This window comes from Bradyrhizobium quebecense (assembly GCF_013373795.3).
Classification (GTDB): Bacteria; Pseudomonadota; Alphaproteobacteria; order Rhizobiales; family Xanthobacteraceae; genus Bradyrhizobium; species Bradyrhizobium quebecense.
In genome coordinates, this window is the sequence record NZ_CP088022.1 from 7,087,956 (window position 1) to 7,104,994 (window position 17,039).

General features: G+C 64.8%; 17 protein-coding genes. 11 read left to right on the top strand and 6 right to left on the bottom strand.

Annotated elements, in window-relative coordinates; all coding sequences use genetic code 11:
• Nucleotides 1–146: 146 nt before the first annotated feature.
• Both HU230_RS34050 and HU230_RS34055 read left to right on the top strand, forming a co-directional pair.
• Complete coding sequence (locus tag HU230_RS34050; protein WP_176534430.1) at nt 147–521, top strand: response regulator; 375 nt, start codon at nt 147–149, stop codon at nt 519–521.
• A 93-nt stretch (nt 522–614) separates the two neighbouring features.
• Nucleotides 615–1,775 (top strand): hypothetical protein, encoded by a 1,161-nt coding sequence (locus HU230_RS34055; RefSeq protein WP_176534429.1) that lies wholly within the window; start codon nt 615–617, stop codon nt 1,773–1,775.
• Between the two features lie 25 nt (nt 1,776–1,800).
• Here HU230_RS34055 and HU230_RS34060 read toward each other — a convergent pair whose 3' ends face one another.
• The 3 genes from HU230_RS34060 to HU230_RS34070 form a co-directional block, all read right to left on the bottom strand.
• Nucleotides 1,801–2,799, bottom strand: coding sequence for an N-acetylmuramoyl-L-alanine amidase family protein (locus tag HU230_RS34060; RefSeq protein ID WP_224943872.1), 999 nt, complete (start codon nt 2,797–2,799; stop codon nt 1,801–1,803).
• A 148-nt stretch (nt 2,800–2,947) separates the two neighbouring features.
• A complete protein-coding gene (locus tag HU230_RS34065) occupies nt 2,948–4,510 on the bottom strand; it encodes an alkaline phosphatase D family protein (protein WP_176534428.1) in 1,563 nt (520 codons plus the stop codon).
• 271 nt (nt 4,511–4,781) lie between these two features.
• Nucleotides 4,782–6,188: a TAXI family TRAP transporter solute-binding subunit gene (locus HU230_RS34070; RefSeq protein ID WP_224943875.1), complete on the bottom strand. Its 1,407-nt coding sequence runs from the start codon at nt 6,186–6,188 to the stop codon at nt 4,782–4,784.
• A gap of 212 nt (nt 6,189–6,400) precedes the next feature.
• Between HU230_RS34070 and HU230_RS34075 the strand changes: the two genes are divergently transcribed.
• Nucleotides 6,401–6,706 carry a 4a-hydroxytetrahydrobiopterin dehydratase gene (locus tag HU230_RS34075; protein ID WP_176534427.1) on the top strand — a complete coding sequence of 102 codons (306 nt, stop codon included), beginning with the start codon at nt 6,401–6,403 and terminating at the stop codon, nt 6,704–6,706.
• 95 nt (nt 6,707–6,801) lie between these two features.
• On the top strand, nt 6,802–7,191 hold the full coding sequence (locus HU230_RS34080) for a YkvA family protein (protein WP_176535292.1): 390 nt from the start codon (nt 6,802–6,804) through the stop codon (nt 7,189–7,191).
• 289 nt (nt 7,192–7,480) lie between these two features.
• On the opposite strand, the gene HU230_RS34085 is transcribed toward HU230_RS34080, so the two are convergent.
• Entirely contained in the window at nt 7,481–8,461 is a 981-nt protein-coding gene (locus HU230_RS34085; protein ID WP_176534426.1) for an NADPH:quinone oxidoreductase family protein, read from the bottom strand.
• A 105-nt stretch (nt 8,462–8,566) separates the two neighbouring features.
• Between HU230_RS34085 and HU230_RS34090 the strand changes: the two genes are divergently transcribed.
• From HU230_RS34090 to argG, 6 genes are all read left to right on the top strand, one after another.
• Complete coding sequence (locus tag HU230_RS34090; protein WP_176534425.1) at nt 8,567–9,406, top strand: SDR family oxidoreductase; 840 nt, start codon at nt 8,567–8,569, stop codon at nt 9,404–9,406.
• Between the two features lie 238 nt (nt 9,407–9,644).
• A complete protein-coding gene (locus HU230_RS34095) occupies nt 9,645–10,202 on the top strand; it encodes an invasion associated locus B family protein (RefSeq protein WP_420840908.1) in 558 nt (185 codons plus the stop codon).
• 74 nt (nt 10,203–10,276) lie between these two features.
• Nucleotides 10,277–11,491: a dual-specificity RNA methyltransferase RlmN gene (rlmN, locus tag HU230_RS34100; RefSeq protein ID WP_176534423.1), complete on the top strand. Its 1,215-nt coding sequence runs from the start codon at nt 10,277–10,279 to the stop codon at nt 11,489–11,491.
• Between the two features lie 4 nt (nt 11,492–11,495).
• Complete coding sequence (locus HU230_RS34105; protein WP_176534422.1) at nt 11,496–11,981, top strand: hypothetical protein; 486 nt, start codon at nt 11,496–11,498, stop codon at nt 11,979–11,981.
• Nucleotides 11,982–12,020: 39 nt separating this feature from the next.
• A complete protein-coding gene (locus HU230_RS34110; protein ID WP_176534421.1) occupies nt 12,021–12,803 on the top strand; it encodes a phosphatase PAP2 family protein in 783 nt (260 codons plus the stop codon).
• A 78-nt stretch (nt 12,804–12,881) separates the two neighbouring features.
• Complete coding sequence (gene argG, locus HU230_RS34115; protein WP_176534420.1) at nt 12,882–14,219, top strand: argininosuccinate synthase; 1,338 nt, start codon at nt 12,882–12,884, stop codon at nt 14,217–14,219.
• Nucleotides 14,220–14,523: 304 nt separating this feature from the next.
• Here the strand turns inward: argG and HU230_RS34120 are convergent, their stop codons facing one another.
• Both HU230_RS34120 and HU230_RS34125 read right to left on the bottom strand, forming a co-directional pair.
• Nucleotides 14,524–15,552: an IS110 family RNA-guided transposase gene (locus HU230_RS34120; RefSeq protein WP_176534419.1), complete on the bottom strand. Its 1,029-nt coding sequence runs from the start codon at nt 15,550–15,552 to the stop codon at nt 14,524–14,526.
• A gap of 190 nt (nt 15,553–15,742) precedes the next feature.
• Complete coding sequence (locus HU230_RS34125) at nt 15,743–16,330, bottom strand: TetR/AcrR family transcriptional regulator (RefSeq protein WP_176534418.1); 588 nt, start codon at nt 16,328–16,330, stop codon at nt 15,743–15,745.
• 96 nt (nt 16,331–16,426) lie between these two features.
• On the opposite strand from HU230_RS34125, the gene HU230_RS34130 reads away from it, so the two are divergent.
• Nucleotides 16,427–16,792 carry a nuclear transport factor 2 family protein gene (locus HU230_RS34130; RefSeq protein WP_176534417.1) on the top strand — a complete coding sequence of 122 codons (366 nt, stop codon included), beginning with the start codon at nt 16,427–16,429 and terminating at the stop codon, nt 16,790–16,792.
• Nucleotides 16,793–17,039 lie beyond the last annotated feature (247 nt).

Below are 17,039 nucleotides of genomic sequence, written 5' to 3' on the forward strand. Positions count from 1 at the left end.
TGTTCACTAGTGAACAGACGCCGCAGCTTGCGATGTGATGGGTTTCATCCCGGGAACAGCCGGCGTGCTTCTGGGCGCCGGTCGCGGGCCATCCGGCCGGACTGATCCGGTCTGTCATCCATCATCGAAGCAATGGACACCGAGCCATGGAATCCGCCCCCAATGCCGGCATGCCCGGTGACGTTCTCGTGGTCGAGGACGATCCGATCATCTCGCTGTATTTCGAGGACACCATCCTGGGCTTCGGCGCCCGGACGGTGCGCACCGCTGCAAACGTCGCCCGCGCGCTCGAATTGATCGCCGAGCGCGCACCGGATTTCGCGCTGCTCGACGTCGGCCTCGTGAGGGGCGAGAAGACCTTCGTGATCGCCGAGCGGCTGGATGTGCTGAAGGTGCCTTTCGCGTTCGTCACGGGTTATGGCGCGGACATCAGGCTGCCGGAATCGCTCGCCCGCAAGCCGCGGCTGACCAAGCCGTGCTCGAGCGAAGCGCTCGAGGCCGCGCTGAGAAACGGACACTGACCGATTGCCGGGCTTCGGCCTCGCAGCCGGTGCGTTCGTCGTCTACTATCCGGCTTATCGGATTCGGCGACGCACAGGCATCGGGAAGTCGTCATGGCGATCAGGACATCCGCCGCTGCGCCCGCAGCGGCGCTCTCTCTCGGGCTGCTCCTCGCGCCGGTTGCGACGCATCCGATGGCCGGTGTGGCGTTGTCGTCGCTGGCCTCGGCCGTCGTCGACGGTTTCGTGTCTCCGGCCATCGCCGAGCCAGCCGCGCTCACGAGCGAGCAATCGGCCGCGCTCAAGACCTACGACAATGCCCTGAAGAACTTCGTATCGATCCTGCGCCAGCGGCGCGCGCAGATCGATTCCCGTCAGTCGCTGCCCGACTTGCCGGGCCAGGCCCTCTACCTTGCCCGTGTCGAGATGATGAGCGCCTACAAGGATCTCACCGATGCGCTTCCGTCCAGAATCGGAAGACCCAACCGATTCGGAATCCCCCCGGCCTATTTCGACGCCGACAATGAGCCGCTGCTCGATGAGTACAGGAAGCTCTTCGACCTGATGGAGGCGCCGCCCGCGAACGCGCAAAGCTCCGAGACGCCATTCAGGGACGTGGTCGAGCTGGCGACGGTGATCGCGCGCGTCAGGGGTCTGGATGCCGCTGACGCTGCGGTCGCCGGCCGGATCAGTCTCGGCCTGTTCTTTGCCGAGACAAGCGGCAAGCAAAATGCCGGAAATGCGCGGTCGAACACCTACAAGGGCAGCCTGCAGACCGGCCCGTCCGAAGATCGCAACGGTCGAAAGAAGTGGGCCGCCATCAAGCAATCGATCGCGGCCCTCGATCCTGCGCTGAGCCGTCGCGATGACATGGAAGAAGCGCGTGTCGGCAATCTCGATCACCGGTTCAATCACTGGACCGCGGTGCGCGATGCGCTCATGAACGAGCACGCGGATATTTTCCCGCAGGTCCCGGCGATCGCAAAGGCGCTGCCCAATCCGATCGATCAAATGAAGCTCTTCGAGCTCATCCAGATCATTCCCAGCCCGACCAGGTCCGCGCTGAAATCAGGCGACCTCGTCAATTACAGAATTTCCGAGCCCAGGATCATGGGATATCTGCGAAACAACAGCGTCTTCGCTTTCGGTCGCGCCGACCGGGCAAGGACATCCGCGAGCTTCCGCGAAATCCTCGATGCGATGTGGCTCTTCAGCCCCAAATTCGAACAGGCGCTGGCCAAATTCGCGGAGATCAAGGCCGGCAAACCGGGCTGAGCCGGAAGTGCCGATCGCTCGGCGGTCAGAGCGGACCGAGGAGAGCCCATCGCGGCTCGCAGAATTCCTTGACGGCAGAAGCGACGCCGCTGCTGATCGCGTTGCGGCGCTCGGGCGAGTCCATCTTGAGTTCTTCGTCCCGGTTGATGATCGATCCAGCTTCCAGCAGGACGGCGGGCATCGCGGTCCTTCGCAGCACGATGAGCTTATCGTAGCTGTAGACGCCGGTGTCCTTGTTCAGCAGGGGATGCTGGTCGTGGCCCATGATGGGCTGGCTGTATTGCTCGGCATATTGCAGCCCCTCTGCCTTCATTTCCCTGGCGACCAGCTCGGCGAACAGCAGGCTAGTTCTGAAGTCCGGATTGTTGCGGGAGACGAACACCGAGTAGCCGCTGAAGCGATCGCTGAAATGGCGCTTCTGTCCCTCGAATTCCCAGTCCTCGAGCATCTTGTTGGGTACGGAATCATGATGGACCGACAGCAGGAGATCCGCGTGCAGATTGTTGGCGGCGGCGACCCGCTTGAACAGGCTGGGCCTCGCTTTGCCTTCGGTCAGCAGCAGCCTGGTTTCGGCAAAGCCGTCGGCCTTCAGCTTTTCCTCGATCAGCCGCGCAAGGCGCAGGTTGAAGGTGAACTCGGCGACATTGCGCGCGCTGATCGCGCCTTCCGATTCAGCGGTATGTCCGACATCGAGCACGATCCGCAATGTCGAGGGATCGCATTTTGCTGCGGCCGGCTTGGAAGCGGGAGGCGGCAGGGCGACCGGCCCGAGGGCGGCAAGCCGCGTGGCGCGTTGCTTTGATGGCGCGCGGTGCCTTGCCAATCTGGTCGGCCTTGCCGATTTCACGCGCTTGGGCGCTTTGGCGTGCCTGGACGGGTTCTTGAAGAAATCAGGCAGCCAGCCGGCATCGCTGACCTCGATCGGCAGCAGCGCGAACACGGCGATCGCGACGACAAGCAAGCGGTGCGGCCGAAGCCCCACGACAGTGCCACCGAGCACGCGAATCAACTCGCAGCGCCTCATGCTCCGCCCCTCCGGGCCCCAGCATAACGGCTCTGATAGAGGTACCGGAAGAGGCCGGTGACGTCCATCCCCCGTCAATCGTGCAGCCCCTGCTTTGAGGCAAGGGCTGCAGGACAGGACGTCGGGTTCCGTGGCGGCTGCGACCTGATTACGCCGGCTTCGGATCGAGCGTGATCGCCCATAGCTCCGCGTCGACGCGGTCGCGCAGGCTCACCGTCATCTGCCCGCTCTTGCCGTCGATCTTGACGTGGCCGAAGAACTGCATGCCGGCCGACGGCGGCAGGTTCTGGTTGGCTTCGCCCGGTGCCTTGACGAACTTCACCTCGGGACCAAACGTGTTGTCGAGCTCGTTCGGACCGAATGTGCCGGCATGCAGCGGGCCGGAGACGAATTCCCAGAACGGATCGAACTCCTGGAACTGGGCCTTGTTCGGGTTGTAGTAGTGCGCAGCCGCATAGTGCACGTCGGCGGTCAGCCACACTGTATTGGCGATGCCTGCGGTCTTGATGAAGCGCAGGATGTCGGCGATCTCGAGTTCGCGGCCGCGCGCCGGGCCGTCGCCCTGCGCGAAGGCTTCCGAGCCCTTCTTGTTGGCGGCGTCGTCATAGACGATCAGCGACAGCGGCATGTCGGAGGCGATCACCTTCCAGGTGGCGCGCGAGTTGAGCAGCGCGCGCTTCAGCCAGGCCATCTGATCCGGCCCGATGAAATAGGCGTCGGGGCCGTAGGTCTCCTGCAGGTTCGCCCCGTTCGGGCCGCGATAGCTGCGCTCGTCGAGCATGAACACGTCGAGATGCGGGCCGTAGCTCAGCGTGCGATAGACGCGGCCCGGCTCTACGACGCTCTCGCGCATCGGATACATCTCGTGGAAGGCTTTCGCCGCACGCGCGGCGAGCACGTTGATGTCGCGCTCCTTGTAGGCCGCCGGCAACTGCTTGGAGAGCGACCAGTTGTTGGTCACCTCGTGGTCGTCCCACTGCACGAAGATCGGCACCTCGGCATTGAAGGCGCGCAGATTGCCGTCGAGGAAATTGTATTTGTGCGCGGCGCGGTATTCGTCGAGCGTCTCGGCGACCTTGGCCTTCTCCGGAATCGTGATGTTCTTCCAGATCTTGCCGTCGGGCTGCTTCTGCTCGGCGGTGATGACGCCGTCGGCATAGATGGTGTCGCCGGAATGCAGGAAGAAATCCGGGGCGTGCTTCTTCATCGCGGCGAAGGTGATCATGCCGCCGTCGTCGGGGTTGATGCCCCAGCCCTGGCCGGCGACGTCGCCGCCCCACACGAAGGAGACGTCGCGGCGGTCGCTCGGCGCGGTGCGGAAGCGGCCGACCACGGGCTCGCCGACAATGTCGATATGGGCGAGATCGCGGAAGCGGACGCGATAGAAGATGTCCTGGCCCGAGGGCAGGTTCTCCAGCAGCATCTTTGCGGTGAAGTCGCTCTCCGGCAACGCCGTGATCGGCGGCAGCGCGCGGGCATCCTTGAACGAATCTGATGTCGCGACCTCGACCATCATCTGCGAGGGGCGGTCCGCGCGCGCCCACACCACGCCGCCGTCGACGCCGACATCGCCGGACTGCACGCCATGGGTGATCACGGGGCGATCGGCCGCGCGCGACAGATAAGGCATCGCAATCACGCCGGCGCCGGCCGCAGCAGCCGTCGAGAGAAAACGTCGGCGGGTCAGTTTTCGCGAGAACCGGATCGTCATGGAACCTCCTCAGGTCACAGCGACAATGCGCCGCGGGCCAGCACAGACCTAGAAAAATTCTATGACGGAGAGATTACAGGGAGGCCGCGTGAGGTGAGCACGTCTGTAAGGCTCCCTCTCCCGCTTGCGGGGGAGGGTGGGGTGGGGGCTCTCTCCACGAGTCGTATCGCGGAGAGAGCCCCCACCCGCATTGCATCTGACGATGCAATGCGGCCTCCCCCGCAAGCGGGAGAGGCGAAGGTGAGCTCGTGGAGAGATGGGAGGGTAAGCCCTACGCCGTGCCCGCCGCCCTGAACTGGCTCGCAGTCCGTTGCAAATTCTGCGGCATGCTGAGCAGCAGCGCCTTGCGGTCGGCCACCGCGTTGTGGAACTGCTCGAGCGCGATGTTGAACGCGGTCAGCGTGCCTTCCTCGATGGCGCCATGCTCGAAACAGTCGAGCGTGTGGCGCAGGATGTCGTCGGCTTCCGCCTGCAGTTGGTCGAGCTCATCGGTCGAATCGCTCTGCCGCGCGGCCTTCAGCATCTCCAGCAGGCGTTCGCGCTGCGAAGTGTTGGTGTTGCGCTCGTCCTGCTTGAGATAGCCGGCGAACCATGCACCGGCCGAGCCCATCGCCGAGAACGCCATCAGGCTCCACCAGATGTAATCGCTGTAGCGGTCGAGGAAGGTCTTTTCCTCGCCGTCGACGAAGGCCGCCGCGCCGGGATGCACCGGGATGGTGGCATCCTTGTCGGTGTCGGGCGTCTCGATCTTGGCGGCGAGCGGGAAATCGTTCTTGAGCGACTGCCGGATCGCGAACAATTGCCGGGTGAATGCCGCGACCGTCGCGTCCGACAGGCCCTTTCGCGCGACGATATGGTGCGAGAAGCTGATCGTCTTCACCTCATCCTCGGGCCGGTCGGCCGAGCCGAGCGAGCCCGCGGGAATTTCCGCGGCCTCATAGGCCGGATGGTTCTGCGCAATCGCTTCGGACGCATCGATCGGCAGGAAGGTGGGCTCGCCGCCGTCTTTGGTCGACGCCGTGATCGCATCGATCGTGAGCTTGCTGTTGGCCGGACCGACGGCGAGATAGGCATCGGCCTTCAGATTCTTGATGGCCTCGACTGCTTCATTGGCCGGGAATTGCACGATCTCGACCTTCATCGGGTCGACGCCGTATTGCTGCAGGATCAGCTTCAGCAGATTGACGTTGGCCGGCGTGCGGCCGACGACGCCGATCTTGCGGCCGGCAAGCTGCGCGATCTTGGTGATCTTTGCGGCCTTGCGGCTCTTGCCCTTGGCTGCGGGCGGCACCCACATCACCACGACGTTCTTGCGCAAGGTCGCGACCGCCTGCGCATTCTTCGGTACCTCGAGATCGCCGCGGATGATGGCGAGGTCGGCCTTGCCGTCGGCCAGCGTCTGCGCGCTCGCGGTGGCGCCGTCGGTCTGCACCGGGCGCAGCTTGACCTGGGTGTGCTGCTGGTTGTTGAAGGCCTGCGCCAGCGCCTGCACGACCTTGAGGTCATCGCTGCTTGCGGGGCCGACCGCGATCCGCAGCGTCACCGGACGCACCGCGAAATAATACCCGGCGGCCATCGCGCCGACGATGGCGAGCGCGCCCGCGATCAAGACGAACATCAGCCGTCGCTTTGCCGAGCGCAGCGGCTTGGGCGATATGCTGGCGGGGCCGTCGGTCATCGATCTCGCAAACAATCGTCGGGGCTCAATCTCGCAAAACTAGCAACGCGCATGCATTGTGCATTTGTAGCAAATTCCTGGAGCCACAGATGTTACATCTCCGTCATGGTTACCAGCGGCAATAGGCCGCTCTTTCGGCCTTATTTTCGGCATGGATCCCACCCCGGAGGCCGGTTGTTAGGCTAAGGTCGGCGTCAAACGGGAGGGTTGCCATGGTCGAAAGGCTGTCAGCGGAAGCAAAGAAGGCCGCGCTTTGGGAACTGGCCGGCTGGTCGGAGCTGGCCGGACGCGAGGCGATCGCAAAGACCTTCGTGTTCAAGGACTTCAACGAGGCCTTCGGCTTCATGGCGCGCGCCGCTTTGGTCGCCGAGAAGAGCGACCATCACCCCGAATGGAAGAACGTCTACAAAACGGTCGAGGTCGTGCTGGCGACCCACGATGTCGGCGGGGTGACCAAGCGCGACATCGACCTCGCCAAGGCCATGAACGCGATCGCGAGGCAGTTCGGGGTCAACTGACCCGGCTGCGCGCAACCTTGCGCGGGTTGGCCGACATCCCCAGATTCGCATTGTCCGCCGCCGATCCGTCGCGCGGCGCCAAAGGGAACCTGGCGATGCCATCGACCGACACCGGCGTGGGATTCGGGCCTGCCGACCGGCTGGCGCAGGACCCGGAAAGCGTGCGCCGCCGCTTCTGGATCAAGTTCAAGAAAGTGGTGGCGCGGCTGCCTTTCGCCGAGGATCTGCTGGCCGCCTATTACTGTGCCTTCGACCGGCAGACGCCGCGCCATGTCCAGGCGGCGCTGCTCGGCGCGATCGCCTATTTCATCCTGCCGTTCGATTTCATCCCGGACATGCTGCCGGTGCTCGGCTTCACCGACGATGCCGCCGTGCTCGCAACTGCGATCCGCATGGTGGCAAGCCACATCACCCCGGAGCACCGCGATGCCGCGCGCGCCGCGCTGAAGCGCGGAGTGCCGGAAGAGGGAGCGTCGCAAGCGTAGCGGGAAGGAGGCTCTCGATCCGTCATCCCCCGCGCAACGGCTAAGCCGTTGTCGCTGGAGGTGCGGGCGGAGCGCGCCTCGAAGGACGCACTGCCCCGCCGGTGGCCGTCGACCCTTCGAGACGCGCGCAAGAGCGCGCTCCTCAGGGTGACGGTGATGGCAAGGAGCGCGGTCGTCTGTTCTCAGACTGTAGCCCGGATGAGGCGCAGCGTAATCCGGGGTCTTACTCACCAATCGATCGAGCGGTCCCGGATTTCGCTGCGCTCCATCCGAGCTACGCGATCTCAGCTCAACTGCCCGGATGCAGGATCACCTTGCCCATCGCCTTGCGGCCAGCGAGCACCTTCAAGGCTTCCGCGGTCTGCGACAGCGGGAAGGTGCGGTCGACATGCGAGGAGATCTTGCCTTCCGCGGTCCACTGCACGAGCTTCTCGAGGTTCTTGCGGTTCTTCTCCGGGTTCAGCCGCGCCCATGCGCCCCAGAACACGCCGCGGATGTCGCAGCCCTTCAGCAGCGCGAGGTTGAGCGGAATCTTCGGAATGTCGCCGGCGGCAAAGCCGATCACCAGGAAGCGGCCTTCCCATGCGGTCGAGCGCAGCGCGGCCTCGGCATAGGAGCCGCCGACCGGATCGAACACGATGTCGGCGCCCTTGCCGTTCGTCAGCTTGCGCAGGCCCTCCTTCAGATCTTCCTTGGCGTAGTTCAGCGTCAGCTCGGCGCCGTGCTGCTTGGCGAAGGCGAGCTTCTCGTCCGACGATGCGCAGGCGATCACCTTCAGGCCCATCAACTTGCCGAGTTCGCACGCGGCAAGGCCGGTGCCGCCGGCGGCGCCCAGCACCGCGAGCGTCTCGCCCGGCTTCGGGCTCGCGCGATCTTCGAGTGCATGCAGCGCGGTGCCGTAGATGATGATGATGCCGGCGGCGCGGTCGTAATCGAGATTGTCGGGAATCTTTACGATCGTATTCGCCGGCAGCGCGATCTTGTCGCGCGCGCCGTTGTGGCCGCATGAAGCGACGACGCGGTCGCCGACCTTCAGATCAGTGACGGCCGCGCCGACGCTCTCGATCACGCCCGCGACTTCGGCGGCCGGCGAGAACGGGAACGGCGGCTTGATCTGGTACTTGCCCTGGATCATCAGGATGTCGAAGAAATTCAGCGCCGCCGCCTTGATCGCGATCACGGCTTCGCCCGGACCGGCCACCGGATCGGGCACGTCAGCCAGCACGAGATCGTCGGGTTGACAGTATTGCGAGCAGAGGATGGCTTTCATGGACACACCTGAGTTTCGGACGCAGAAAGAGCTGCAAGATCTTGGACTACAAGCTTCATGCCGGATTTGCGGCGGAGCGACAATACAGTGCGGAGGGATCAAACTATGTTTGAAAAGGGCCTGCTAGCGAAAAAGCGCATCCTGATCACCGGCGGCGGCTCCGGTCTTGGCGCAGCGATGGGCGCCCGCTTTGCCGAACTCGGTGCCGAACTGATCATCTGCGGACGGCGCGAGGGGCTGCTGGAGGAAACCGCGGGCAAATTCCGCAGCGAGCTCGGCGCCAAGGTGTCGACCGCGCGCTGCGATATCCGCGACGGCGCCGCGGTCGAGGCGATGATGGATCAGGTCTGGCAGGACGCGCCGATCGACGTTCTCGTCAATAATGCTGCCGCAACCTTTATTGCGCAGAGCGAACATTTGTCATTCCGTGCCGCGGACGCGATCCTCGCGCCGACGCTGCATGGCACGATGTACTGCACGCTCGCTGCCGGCCGCCGCTGGATCGACGGCAAGCACAAGGGCGTGGTGCTCTCGATCCTCTCGACCTCGACCATCACGGGCCGCGCCTTCACGGTGCCGTCGTCGATGGCCAAGACCGCGGTGCTGGCGATGACCAAGAGCCTTGCCGTCGAATGGGGCCCGAAAGGCATCCGCACCGTGGCGATCGCGCCCGGCGCGTTTCCGACGCCGGGTGCGACCGGGCAGTTGCGTCCCGAAGCGCGCGGCGAGACCTGGTCGCAGCGCAATCCGCTCGGTCGCGCCGGCGAGCATTCCGAGCTCGCCAATCTCGCGAGCTTCCTGATTTCCGATCAGGCCGGTTACATCAACGGCGAGATGGTGGTGCAGGACGGCGGCGCGCATTTGCGCAGTTCCGGCGCCGAGGACCTGCTGCAATGGACCGATGCGCAATGGGAGAGCCAGCGTGCGGCGCGCGCCAAGGGTTGATCAAGCGCTGATCAAGGGCAGATGCGCGACAACAAGCGCTAAGCATGAATCGAGAATCAATGGACGCGCGCGAGGCTGGGCCGGCGCGAGGGTCCGGGCCAACTGCCTTCCCAAAAAAGCGTTTCCCGGTTATCCATCCGAGCCGGCGGAGGGGAATCGCCGAGCCATCTTCCAGTCACAATGATGGGGGAACTAGTTGGCCGTGCGGCAAATTCTGACATCACTGGCTGTTTGTGTCGTGTGCGGGATCGTCTCCCTCGCGCCGGCGCAGGCTGCACCCAAGAAAGATACGGCGAAGGAAGCGGCCAAGCCGGCGACTTCGGCCGCGGCAGCTGCAGCCGGCGGCGCGGAGCCGACGCTGATCGGCCAATTCGGCACCTGGGGCGCCTACACCGCAGCGCCCAACGGCAAGAAGGTGTGCTTTGCGCTCGCCAAGCCGTCGTCGTCGAAGACCAACCCGCCGAACCGGCCGCGCGATCCGGCCTATGCCTTCATCTCGACCCGTCCGGCCGAGAAGGTCGTCAACGAAGTCTCGATCATGATCGGCTACACCGTGAAGCCGGGCTCGGAATCGACGCTCCAGGTCGGCGGCGGGACCTATGCGATGTACACCCAGGGCGACGGCCTCTGGATCAAGAATGCAGCCGAGGAGGAGCGGATGGTGGAAGCCATGCGCAAATCGGCCGATCTGACGGTAAAAGCCGTCTCGGCGAAGGGCACCGAGACGATCGACAGCTTCTCGCTGAAGGGCCTGGCGCAGGCGCTCGACCGGCTGGGGCAGGACTGCCGGCGCTAAGATCGGCTCTGAAGGACAAAATAGAGGTATTTGGCGGCTTTCCAGCACCGGCTGGAAGGCCTATTTGAGGTTTCATGACCGACACCGTGACCACCAATGCCGCGTCCGGCGCCAGCGCGCTGGTCGAAAAGGTTCCGCTCGAGACCTATGTGCCGCCGGCCAAGCCGTCGCTGATCGGGCTGTCGCGCGCCGAGATCGCCGATCGCCTGGGCGAGATCGGCGTGCAGACTGCGCAGCGCAAGATGCGCACCCAGCAGCTCTGGAACTGGATGTATTTCCGCGGCGCCAAGAGCTTTGCCGAGATGACCAACGTCTCGAAAGACATGCGCGCCGAGCTCGAGAAGCATTTTACCGTCGACCGTCCCGAAGTGGTTGCCGAGCAGATCTCCAACGACGGCACGCGCAAATGGCTGCTGCGGCTGCCGAGCGGCGACAAGGTCGAGCGGCCGCACGAGGTCGAGTGCGTCTACATTCCCGAGACCGATCGCGGCACGCTGTGCGTTTCCTCGCAGGTCGGCTGCACGCTGAACTGCTCGTTCTGCCACACCGGCACGCAACGGCTGGTGCGCAACCTCACCGCCGGCGAGATCGTCGGCCAGGTGATGGTGGCGCGCGACCGGCTGAACGACTGGGCCGATCGCGAGGACGGCACGCGGCGCGTCACCAACATCGTGATGATGGGGATGGGCGAGCCGCTCTACAATTTCGACGCGGTGCGCGATGCGCTGCTGATCGTCGGCGACAATGAAGGCATCGGCATTTCCCGCCGCCGCATTACGCTGTCGACCTCGGGCGTGGTGCCGAACATCCAGCGTACCGGTGACGAGATCGGCGTGATGCTCGCGATCTCGCTGCATGCGGTGCGCGACGAGCTGCGCAACGAGCTGGTGCCGCTGAACCGCAAATATCCGATCAAGGAATTGCTGCAGGCCTGCCGCGATTATCCCGGCGCCTCGAACGCGCGGCGTATCACCTTCGAATATGTGATGCTCAAGGGCGTCAACGATTCGCTCGACGACGCCAAGCTGCTGGTGAAGCTGCTCAAGGGCATTCCGGCCAAGATCAACCTGATCCCGTTCAATCCGTGGCCGGGCACCGCCTACGAATGCTCGGACTGGGAGCAGATCGAAAAATTCTCCGAATACATCTTCAACGCCGGCTATTCCTCGCCGGTGCGCACGCCGCGCGGCCGCGACATCCTCGCCGCTTGCGGCCAGCTCAAGTCGGAGACCGAAAAGCTCTCCGCCCGCGAGCGCCAGGCGCTGCGCGCGATGGCGATGACGGACTAGTTTGATGGCCCTGATCGGCCGCCTGTTCGTCGTCGCCTTCGGCTTCCTGATGGCCTGCTTCGTGGCCGGGGTCATCGTGGTCGTCGCGGTGCTGTATCCCGAGATCAGCAATTTCGGCGGGCAGATCGACCAGAGTGCCGTCAACGTCGTGCTCGGCTTCGGCTTCATCTTCATTTCCGGCTTTGCGCTGCTGCCCGCGCTGATCGTGGTGTTGATCACCGAGGCCTTCTTCATCCGGAGCGTGCTGGCCTACGCGGTCGGTGGTGCGATCGTCGGCGCGGCCTGCTATCTCGGCCTGGTTCCGTTCGATCCCGACATGATGCAATTCCACGGCATCGTGCGCCGGCACATGGAGATCATGACCGGCGCCGGCATCGTCGCCGGCCTGGTCTACTGGCTGATCGCCGGCCGCACCGCCGGCGCCTGGCGCGAGCCGCCGCGTGCCCTGCCGCCGCCCCCGCCCTTGCCGTCGCAATCGCCGCAGCCGTGATGCTTCCCATGCACCGTCGCCTCGGCTAAACCGCGCGCCATGAACCGGACCGGACTCTTTATCGCGTTGGCGCTCGCGCTCATCATCGGCATCCTGTTCGGGGTCTATCCCGAGCTCGACCTGAAGCTCGCGGCCATGTTCTACGACGCCGCGCAGAAAACCTTCCCGCTGAAGCTCGACGCGGTGGCGTCGTTCGCGCGCGATGCGGCGATGTGGGTCGCCTGGGCGCTGGTGCTGCCGGCGATCGTGACCATCGTCTGGAAATTCATCCGCCCCGAACGGCCGATGCTGATGTCCGGCCGCGCCGCGGTGTTTCTGCTCACCACGATGCTGCTCTCGGCCGGCGTTCTCACCAACCTCACCTTCAAGAACTATTGGGGTCGGCCGCGGCCGGTGTTCGTGACGCAGTTCGGCGGCGATTTGCCATTCAAGCCGTGGTGGGACCCGCGCGGCGGCTGCCCGCGCAACTGCTCGTTCTTTTCCGGCGAGGGCGCCACCGCGTTCTGGACCTATGCGCCGGCGGCGCTGACGCCGCCCGCCTGGCGGCCGCTGGCCTTTGCAGGGGCGACTGTGTTCGGCATCGTCACCAGCGGGCTTCGCATGGCCTTTGGCGGGCACTTCTTCACCGATGTGGCGATCGCCGGTCTGGTGTCGTTCTTCACCGTCTGGCTGTTCTATGCGCTGATCTATCGCTGGGCCGCGACCCGGCTGACCGATGCCCAGGTCGATGCCGCGCTGACGCGGCTGGCAATGCCCGGCTACCGGCTGATGCAGCGCTGGCGCCGGGGCGGCCGGGCGGAGCCGAGCCAGCCGGAAGCCTGATTAAAGGCGTGCCCAGGCTCCGGAAATTTGATATTCGCGCAGCGTAATCATCCTGACTTCGACCGATTGGACCGTCCCATGAGTACGATTCTGAAAAGCCTGCCCACCGGCGAGAAAGTCGGCATCGCGTTCTCGGGCGGGCTGGACACCTCGGCGGCGCTGCTCTGGATGAAGCTGAAGGGCGCCAAGGTCTTTGCCTACACGGCCAATCTCGGCCAGCCCGACGAGGCCGACTACGACGCGATCCCGCGCAAGGCGATGGATTTCGGCGCCGAGAAGGCCCGCCTGGTCGATTGCCGCACCCAGCTGGTGCATGAGGGCATCGCCGCGATCCAGTCCGGCGCGTTCCACATCTCGACCGGCGGCATCACCTATTTCAACACCACGCCGCTCGGACGCGCGGTGACCGGCACGATGCTGGTCGCGGCGATGCAGGAGGACGGTGTCAACGTCTGGGGCGACGGCTCCACCTTCAAGGGCAACGACATTGAGCGCTTCTACCGCTACGGCCTGCTGACCAATCCGAGCCTGCGCATCTACAAGCCCTGGCTCGACCAGCAGTTCATCGACGAGCTCGGCGGCCGCGCCGAGATGTCGGCGTTCATGACCGCGCAGGGCTTTGCCTACAAGATGAGCGCGGAGAAGGCCTATTCGACCGACAGCAATTTGCTCGGCGCGACCCATGAGGCCAAGGATCTCGAGAGCCTTGCGAGCGGCATCACCATCGTCAATCCGATCATGGGCGTGCCGTTCTGGCGCGCCGATTGCGACGTCAAGCCCGAGAAGGTCGTGGTACGCTTCGAGGAGGGCCAGCCGGTCGCGCTCAACGGCAAGACGTTCGCCGATCCGGTCGCACTGTTCCTGGAGGCCAACGCGATCGGCGGCCGCCACGGGCTCGGCATGAGCGACCAGATCGAGAACCGGATCATCGAGGCCAAGAGCCGCGGCATCTACGAGGCGCCCGGCATGGCGCTGCTGCACATCGCCTATGAGCGTCTCGTTACCGGCATCCACAACGAGGATACCATCGAGCAATACCGCATCAGCGGCATGCGGCTCGGCCGGCTGCTGTATCAGGGCCGCTGGTTCGATTCGCAGGCCCTGATGCTGCGCGAGACCGCGCAGCGCTGGGTGGCGCGCGCCATCACCGGCGAGGTGACGCTCGAGCTACGCCGCGGCAACGACTACTCGATATCGAATACCGAGAGCCCGAACCTGACCTATGCGCCCGAGCGTCTCAGCATGGAGAAGGTCGAGGACGCCGCCTTCACGCCGGCCGACCGCATCGGCCAGCTGACGATGCGCAACTTGGACATATCAGACACCCGCGCCAAGCTCGGCCTGTACAACAAGACCGGCCTGCTCTCGAGCGGCGAAGGCTCGCAGATCTTCCGGCTCGAGAACGACAAGGATTGAGGTAACCAAAAACTCGGTGTCGTCCCGGGCTTGACCCGGGACCCATATGTGGACGGCCCCCGTGGCACAAGAGCTTTCTGGGATTGGTCGGATCGCTGTCATCCATATGTCCGGCCTGTTTGATGCGATCGTGTTGATCGCTGGGCCAAGATGGTTTCCGCGACGCGAGTGCCAAACAACCTGGCGACCTTGTGAAGGCCAATGGGTCCCGCGGCTTGTCTCGCGTTCTGGATCGATCGATCATTCCATCTGCTCTTGCAGCTCCGGTTCGTCCGGCGAGCGCTACGTCCGGCCGGCCGACCTGTTAGGTGACAGCGTTCATGCGTGCGGCATCATAGCTCTCGCCGGTCGCCATCAGCTTCCAGGCGATGCGGGCCACCTTGTTGGCGAGCGCCACGGCCGCAAGCTTCGGCGGCTTGCGCCTGAGCAACGCCACGAGCCAGCGCGAGGGGTGGCCGCGCCCGAGCCTTGCCTGCCGGATCACCGCGGTCGCCCCGGCCACGAGCAGGCGACGCAGGGTCTCGTCGCCAGCGCGGGTGATCTTGCCGAGCCTGGTTTTGCCGGCGGTGGAATGGTCCTTGGGCGTCAGGCCGAGCCAGGCCGCGAACAAGCGGCCGGAGCGGAAGGCGTGCGGGTCCGGCGTCTTCATCACAAGCGAGGTCGCGATGATCGGACCGACCGAGGGGATCTGGGCCAGACGACGGCTTGTGGCGTTGGCCTGGTGCCAGGCCAGCAGCCTGGCCTCGACCGCCTTCAGCTCACCCTGCAACTGCGCATAGTCACGGCCCTGCATGGCGAACAGCTCGCGCGCCATAGCGGGAACGCTCTCGTCCTGCGTGATCCGGGCCAACAGCGGCTCGATCTTGTCCAACCCCTTCGGCGCGATCAGGCCAAACTCCGCCGCGTAGCCGCGGATCGCATTGCTGAGCTGGGTACGGCGGCCGATCAGCCCATCGCGGACACCTGCAAGCATCAGCGCGGCCTGCTGTTCGGCGCTCTTCACCGGCACAAACCGCATCCGCGGTCGGCCCATCGCTTCGCACACCCCATCCGCATCTCGCCCGTCGTTCTTGTTCCGCAGCACATAAGGCTTCACCAACTGCGGCGCTATCAGCTTCACCTCATGGCCAAGCTTGCCAAGCTCGCGCCCCCAGTAATGAGCCGCCCCGCAGGCCTCCATCCCGATCACGGTCGGCGGAAGCTTGGCAAAAAACTCAAGCACCTGCTTGCGCGACAGCTTCTTGCGCAACACCGGCTGTTCCGCCGCGTCAACTCCATGCAGCACAAAAATATGCTTCGACGTATCCATCCCAGTACGGATAATCTCTCTCACGGACGGTCTCCTTGTCTGAGATTTACAACAACCTCATTCTGGCACACTGATGCCGTAGGGGGCCGTCCACACCATCAACCACGACCGTTAATTGTTGCACAACGCTGGAGCCCCAGCTCGCACAAACAACCACTCCCCGTGGTTATGGGGTCCCGGCCTTCGCCGGGACGACGTGGGGAGAGATGTTGGCCTACTTCACCCTGAGCGCATCGAGCAGCGATCGAAACGCGCGCGCGTAATCGGTGCCGGTCTTGGCGATGTCGGGCCCCGCGGAGACCGCAACCGCAGCCTCTGTCACCGCGCCGAGCAGCAGCCGCGCCAGCGGCTCGACCGGCTGCTTGGCGATCACGCCGGCATCCATCGCCGCCGTCAGCGCGCGCGGAAACTTGCCGCCGAAATGCTTGGCGTCGATCTCGCGCCAGCGTTCCCAGCCGAGCGCGGCCGGGCCGTCGCGCAGAATGATCTGGCCGGTCGGGCCTTTTGAACACGCCGCGAAATAGCCCTGCGTTCCGGCCGCCATCGCCGCGAGCGGATCGTTCTCGGCGCGCGAGATGCGGTCGAGATCGGCGACGAGGTCCATCGAGACCTGCTCGAACACCGCCTCGAACACCGCCTCCTTGGTCGCGAAGTGATGATAGACCGCGCCCTTGGCGACGCGCGCGCCACTGGCGATGTCGTCCATCGTCGCCGCGGCAAAGCCGCGCTCGCCAAAAATGCGCCGCGCCGCCTTGACGATCGCGGCTCTGGTCTTCTCGCGCCGTTCGGCCTGGGTTGCCATGGCGCATCTGTAGCTCAGGTTCCGGAGCGATGCCAGTTGACTTACCGACTCCCGGTTGATAAATGCCGACTATAAGTCGGTAAATGGAGAGTGCCCATGCCCTCGCTCAAGACGTTGCAAGCCTTCGCCGACACGGTCGAATCCAACGATCATGTCGGCGCAATCAGGAACTTCTATTCGGCCGATGCCCGCACCCAGGAAAACGACGGCGAATGGCGCGTCGGCCGCGAGGCGCTGGCGGCGCGCGAAGCGGCCGTGCTGGCGGCAGTCTCCGGCGTGAAGACCACGCGGCTCGGGCCGCTGCTGCTCGACGGCGATCATTCGGCGATTTGCTGGCGGTTCGAATTCACCGGCAAGGACGGCAAGGTCCGCAGCATGGAGGAGGTCGCCTGGCAGACTTGGCGCGGCGAGGAGCTGGTCGAGGAGCGCTTCTTCTACGATCCGCAGCAGATGGCACGGTGATCGGACAAAGCAGTCCGCGTCCACATCGGCGCGGCGCTCCCTCGCCCCGTTCTTCACGGGGAGAGGGGTGGGGTGAGGGGCTCTCTCCGCGGGCACGGTGATAATTAGACTTGCGGAGACTCCCCCTCACCCGGAACGCATCTGGCGATGCGTTCCGACCTCTCCCCGCAAGCGGGGCGAGGTGAAGCAAGAGGCCTCGCGTCGCGCCACAAACAAAAATGGCCGGGATCGCTCCCGGCCATTTCGT

Bases quoted from the DNA above. Each gene is read 5' to 3' on its own strand.
- HU230_RS34110 (WP_176534421.1), top strand. From the start codon at position 12,021: ATGAACCGGACCGGACTCTTTATCGCGTTGGCGCTCGCGCTCATCATC.
- HU230_RS34105 (WP_176534422.1), top strand. From the start codon at position 11,496: ATGGCCCTGATCGGCCGCCTGTTCGTCGTCGCCTTCGGCTTCCTGATG.
- HU230_RS34075 (WP_176534427.1), top strand. From the start codon at position 6,401: ATGGTCGAAAGGCTGTCAGCGGAAGCAAAGAAGGCCGCGCTTTGGGAA.
- HU230_RS34060 (WP_224943872.1), bottom strand. From the start codon at position 2,799: ATGAGGCGCTGCGAGTTGATTCGCGTGCTCGGTGGCACTGTCGTGGGG.
- HU230_RS34070 (WP_224943875.1), bottom strand. From the start codon at position 6,188: ATGACCGACGGCCCCGCCAGCATATCGCCCAAGCCGCTGCGCTCGGCA.
- HU230_RS34125 (WP_176534418.1), bottom strand. From the start codon at position 16,330: ATGGCAACCCAGGCCGAACGGCGCGAGAAGACCAGAGCCGCGATCGTC.
- HU230_RS34055 (WP_176534429.1), top strand. From the start codon at position 615: ATGGCGATCAGGACATCCGCCGCTGCGCCCGCAGCGGCGCTCTCTCTC.
- HU230_RS34080 (WP_176535292.1), top strand. From the start codon at position 6,802: ATGCCATCGACCGACACCGGCGTGGGATTCGGGCCTGCCGACCGGCTG.
- argG (WP_176534420.1), top strand. From the start codon at position 12,882: ATGAGTACGATTCTGAAAAGCCTGCCCACCGGCGAGAAAGTCGGCATC.
- HU230_RS34050 (WP_176534430.1), top strand. From the start codon at position 147: ATGGAATCCGCCCCCAATGCCGGCATGCCCGGTGACGTTCTCGTGGTC.
- HU230_RS34090 (WP_176534425.1), top strand. From the start codon at position 8,567: ATGTTTGAAAAGGGCCTGCTAGCGAAAAAGCGCATCCTGATCACCGGC.
- HU230_RS34085 (WP_176534426.1), bottom strand. From the start codon at position 8,461: ATGAAAGCCATCCTCTGCTCGCAATACTGTCAACCCGACGATCTCGTG.
- HU230_RS34065 (WP_176534428.1), bottom strand. From the start codon at position 4,510: ATGACGATCCGGTTCTCGCGAAAACTGACCCGCCGACGTTTTCTCTCG.
- rlmN (WP_176534423.1), top strand. From the start codon at position 10,277: ATGACCGACACCGTGACCACCAATGCCGCGTCCGGCGCCAGCGCGCTG.
- HU230_RS34130 (WP_176534417.1), top strand. From the start codon at position 16,427: ATGCCCTCGCTCAAGACGTTGCAAGCCTTCGCCGACACGGTCGAATCC.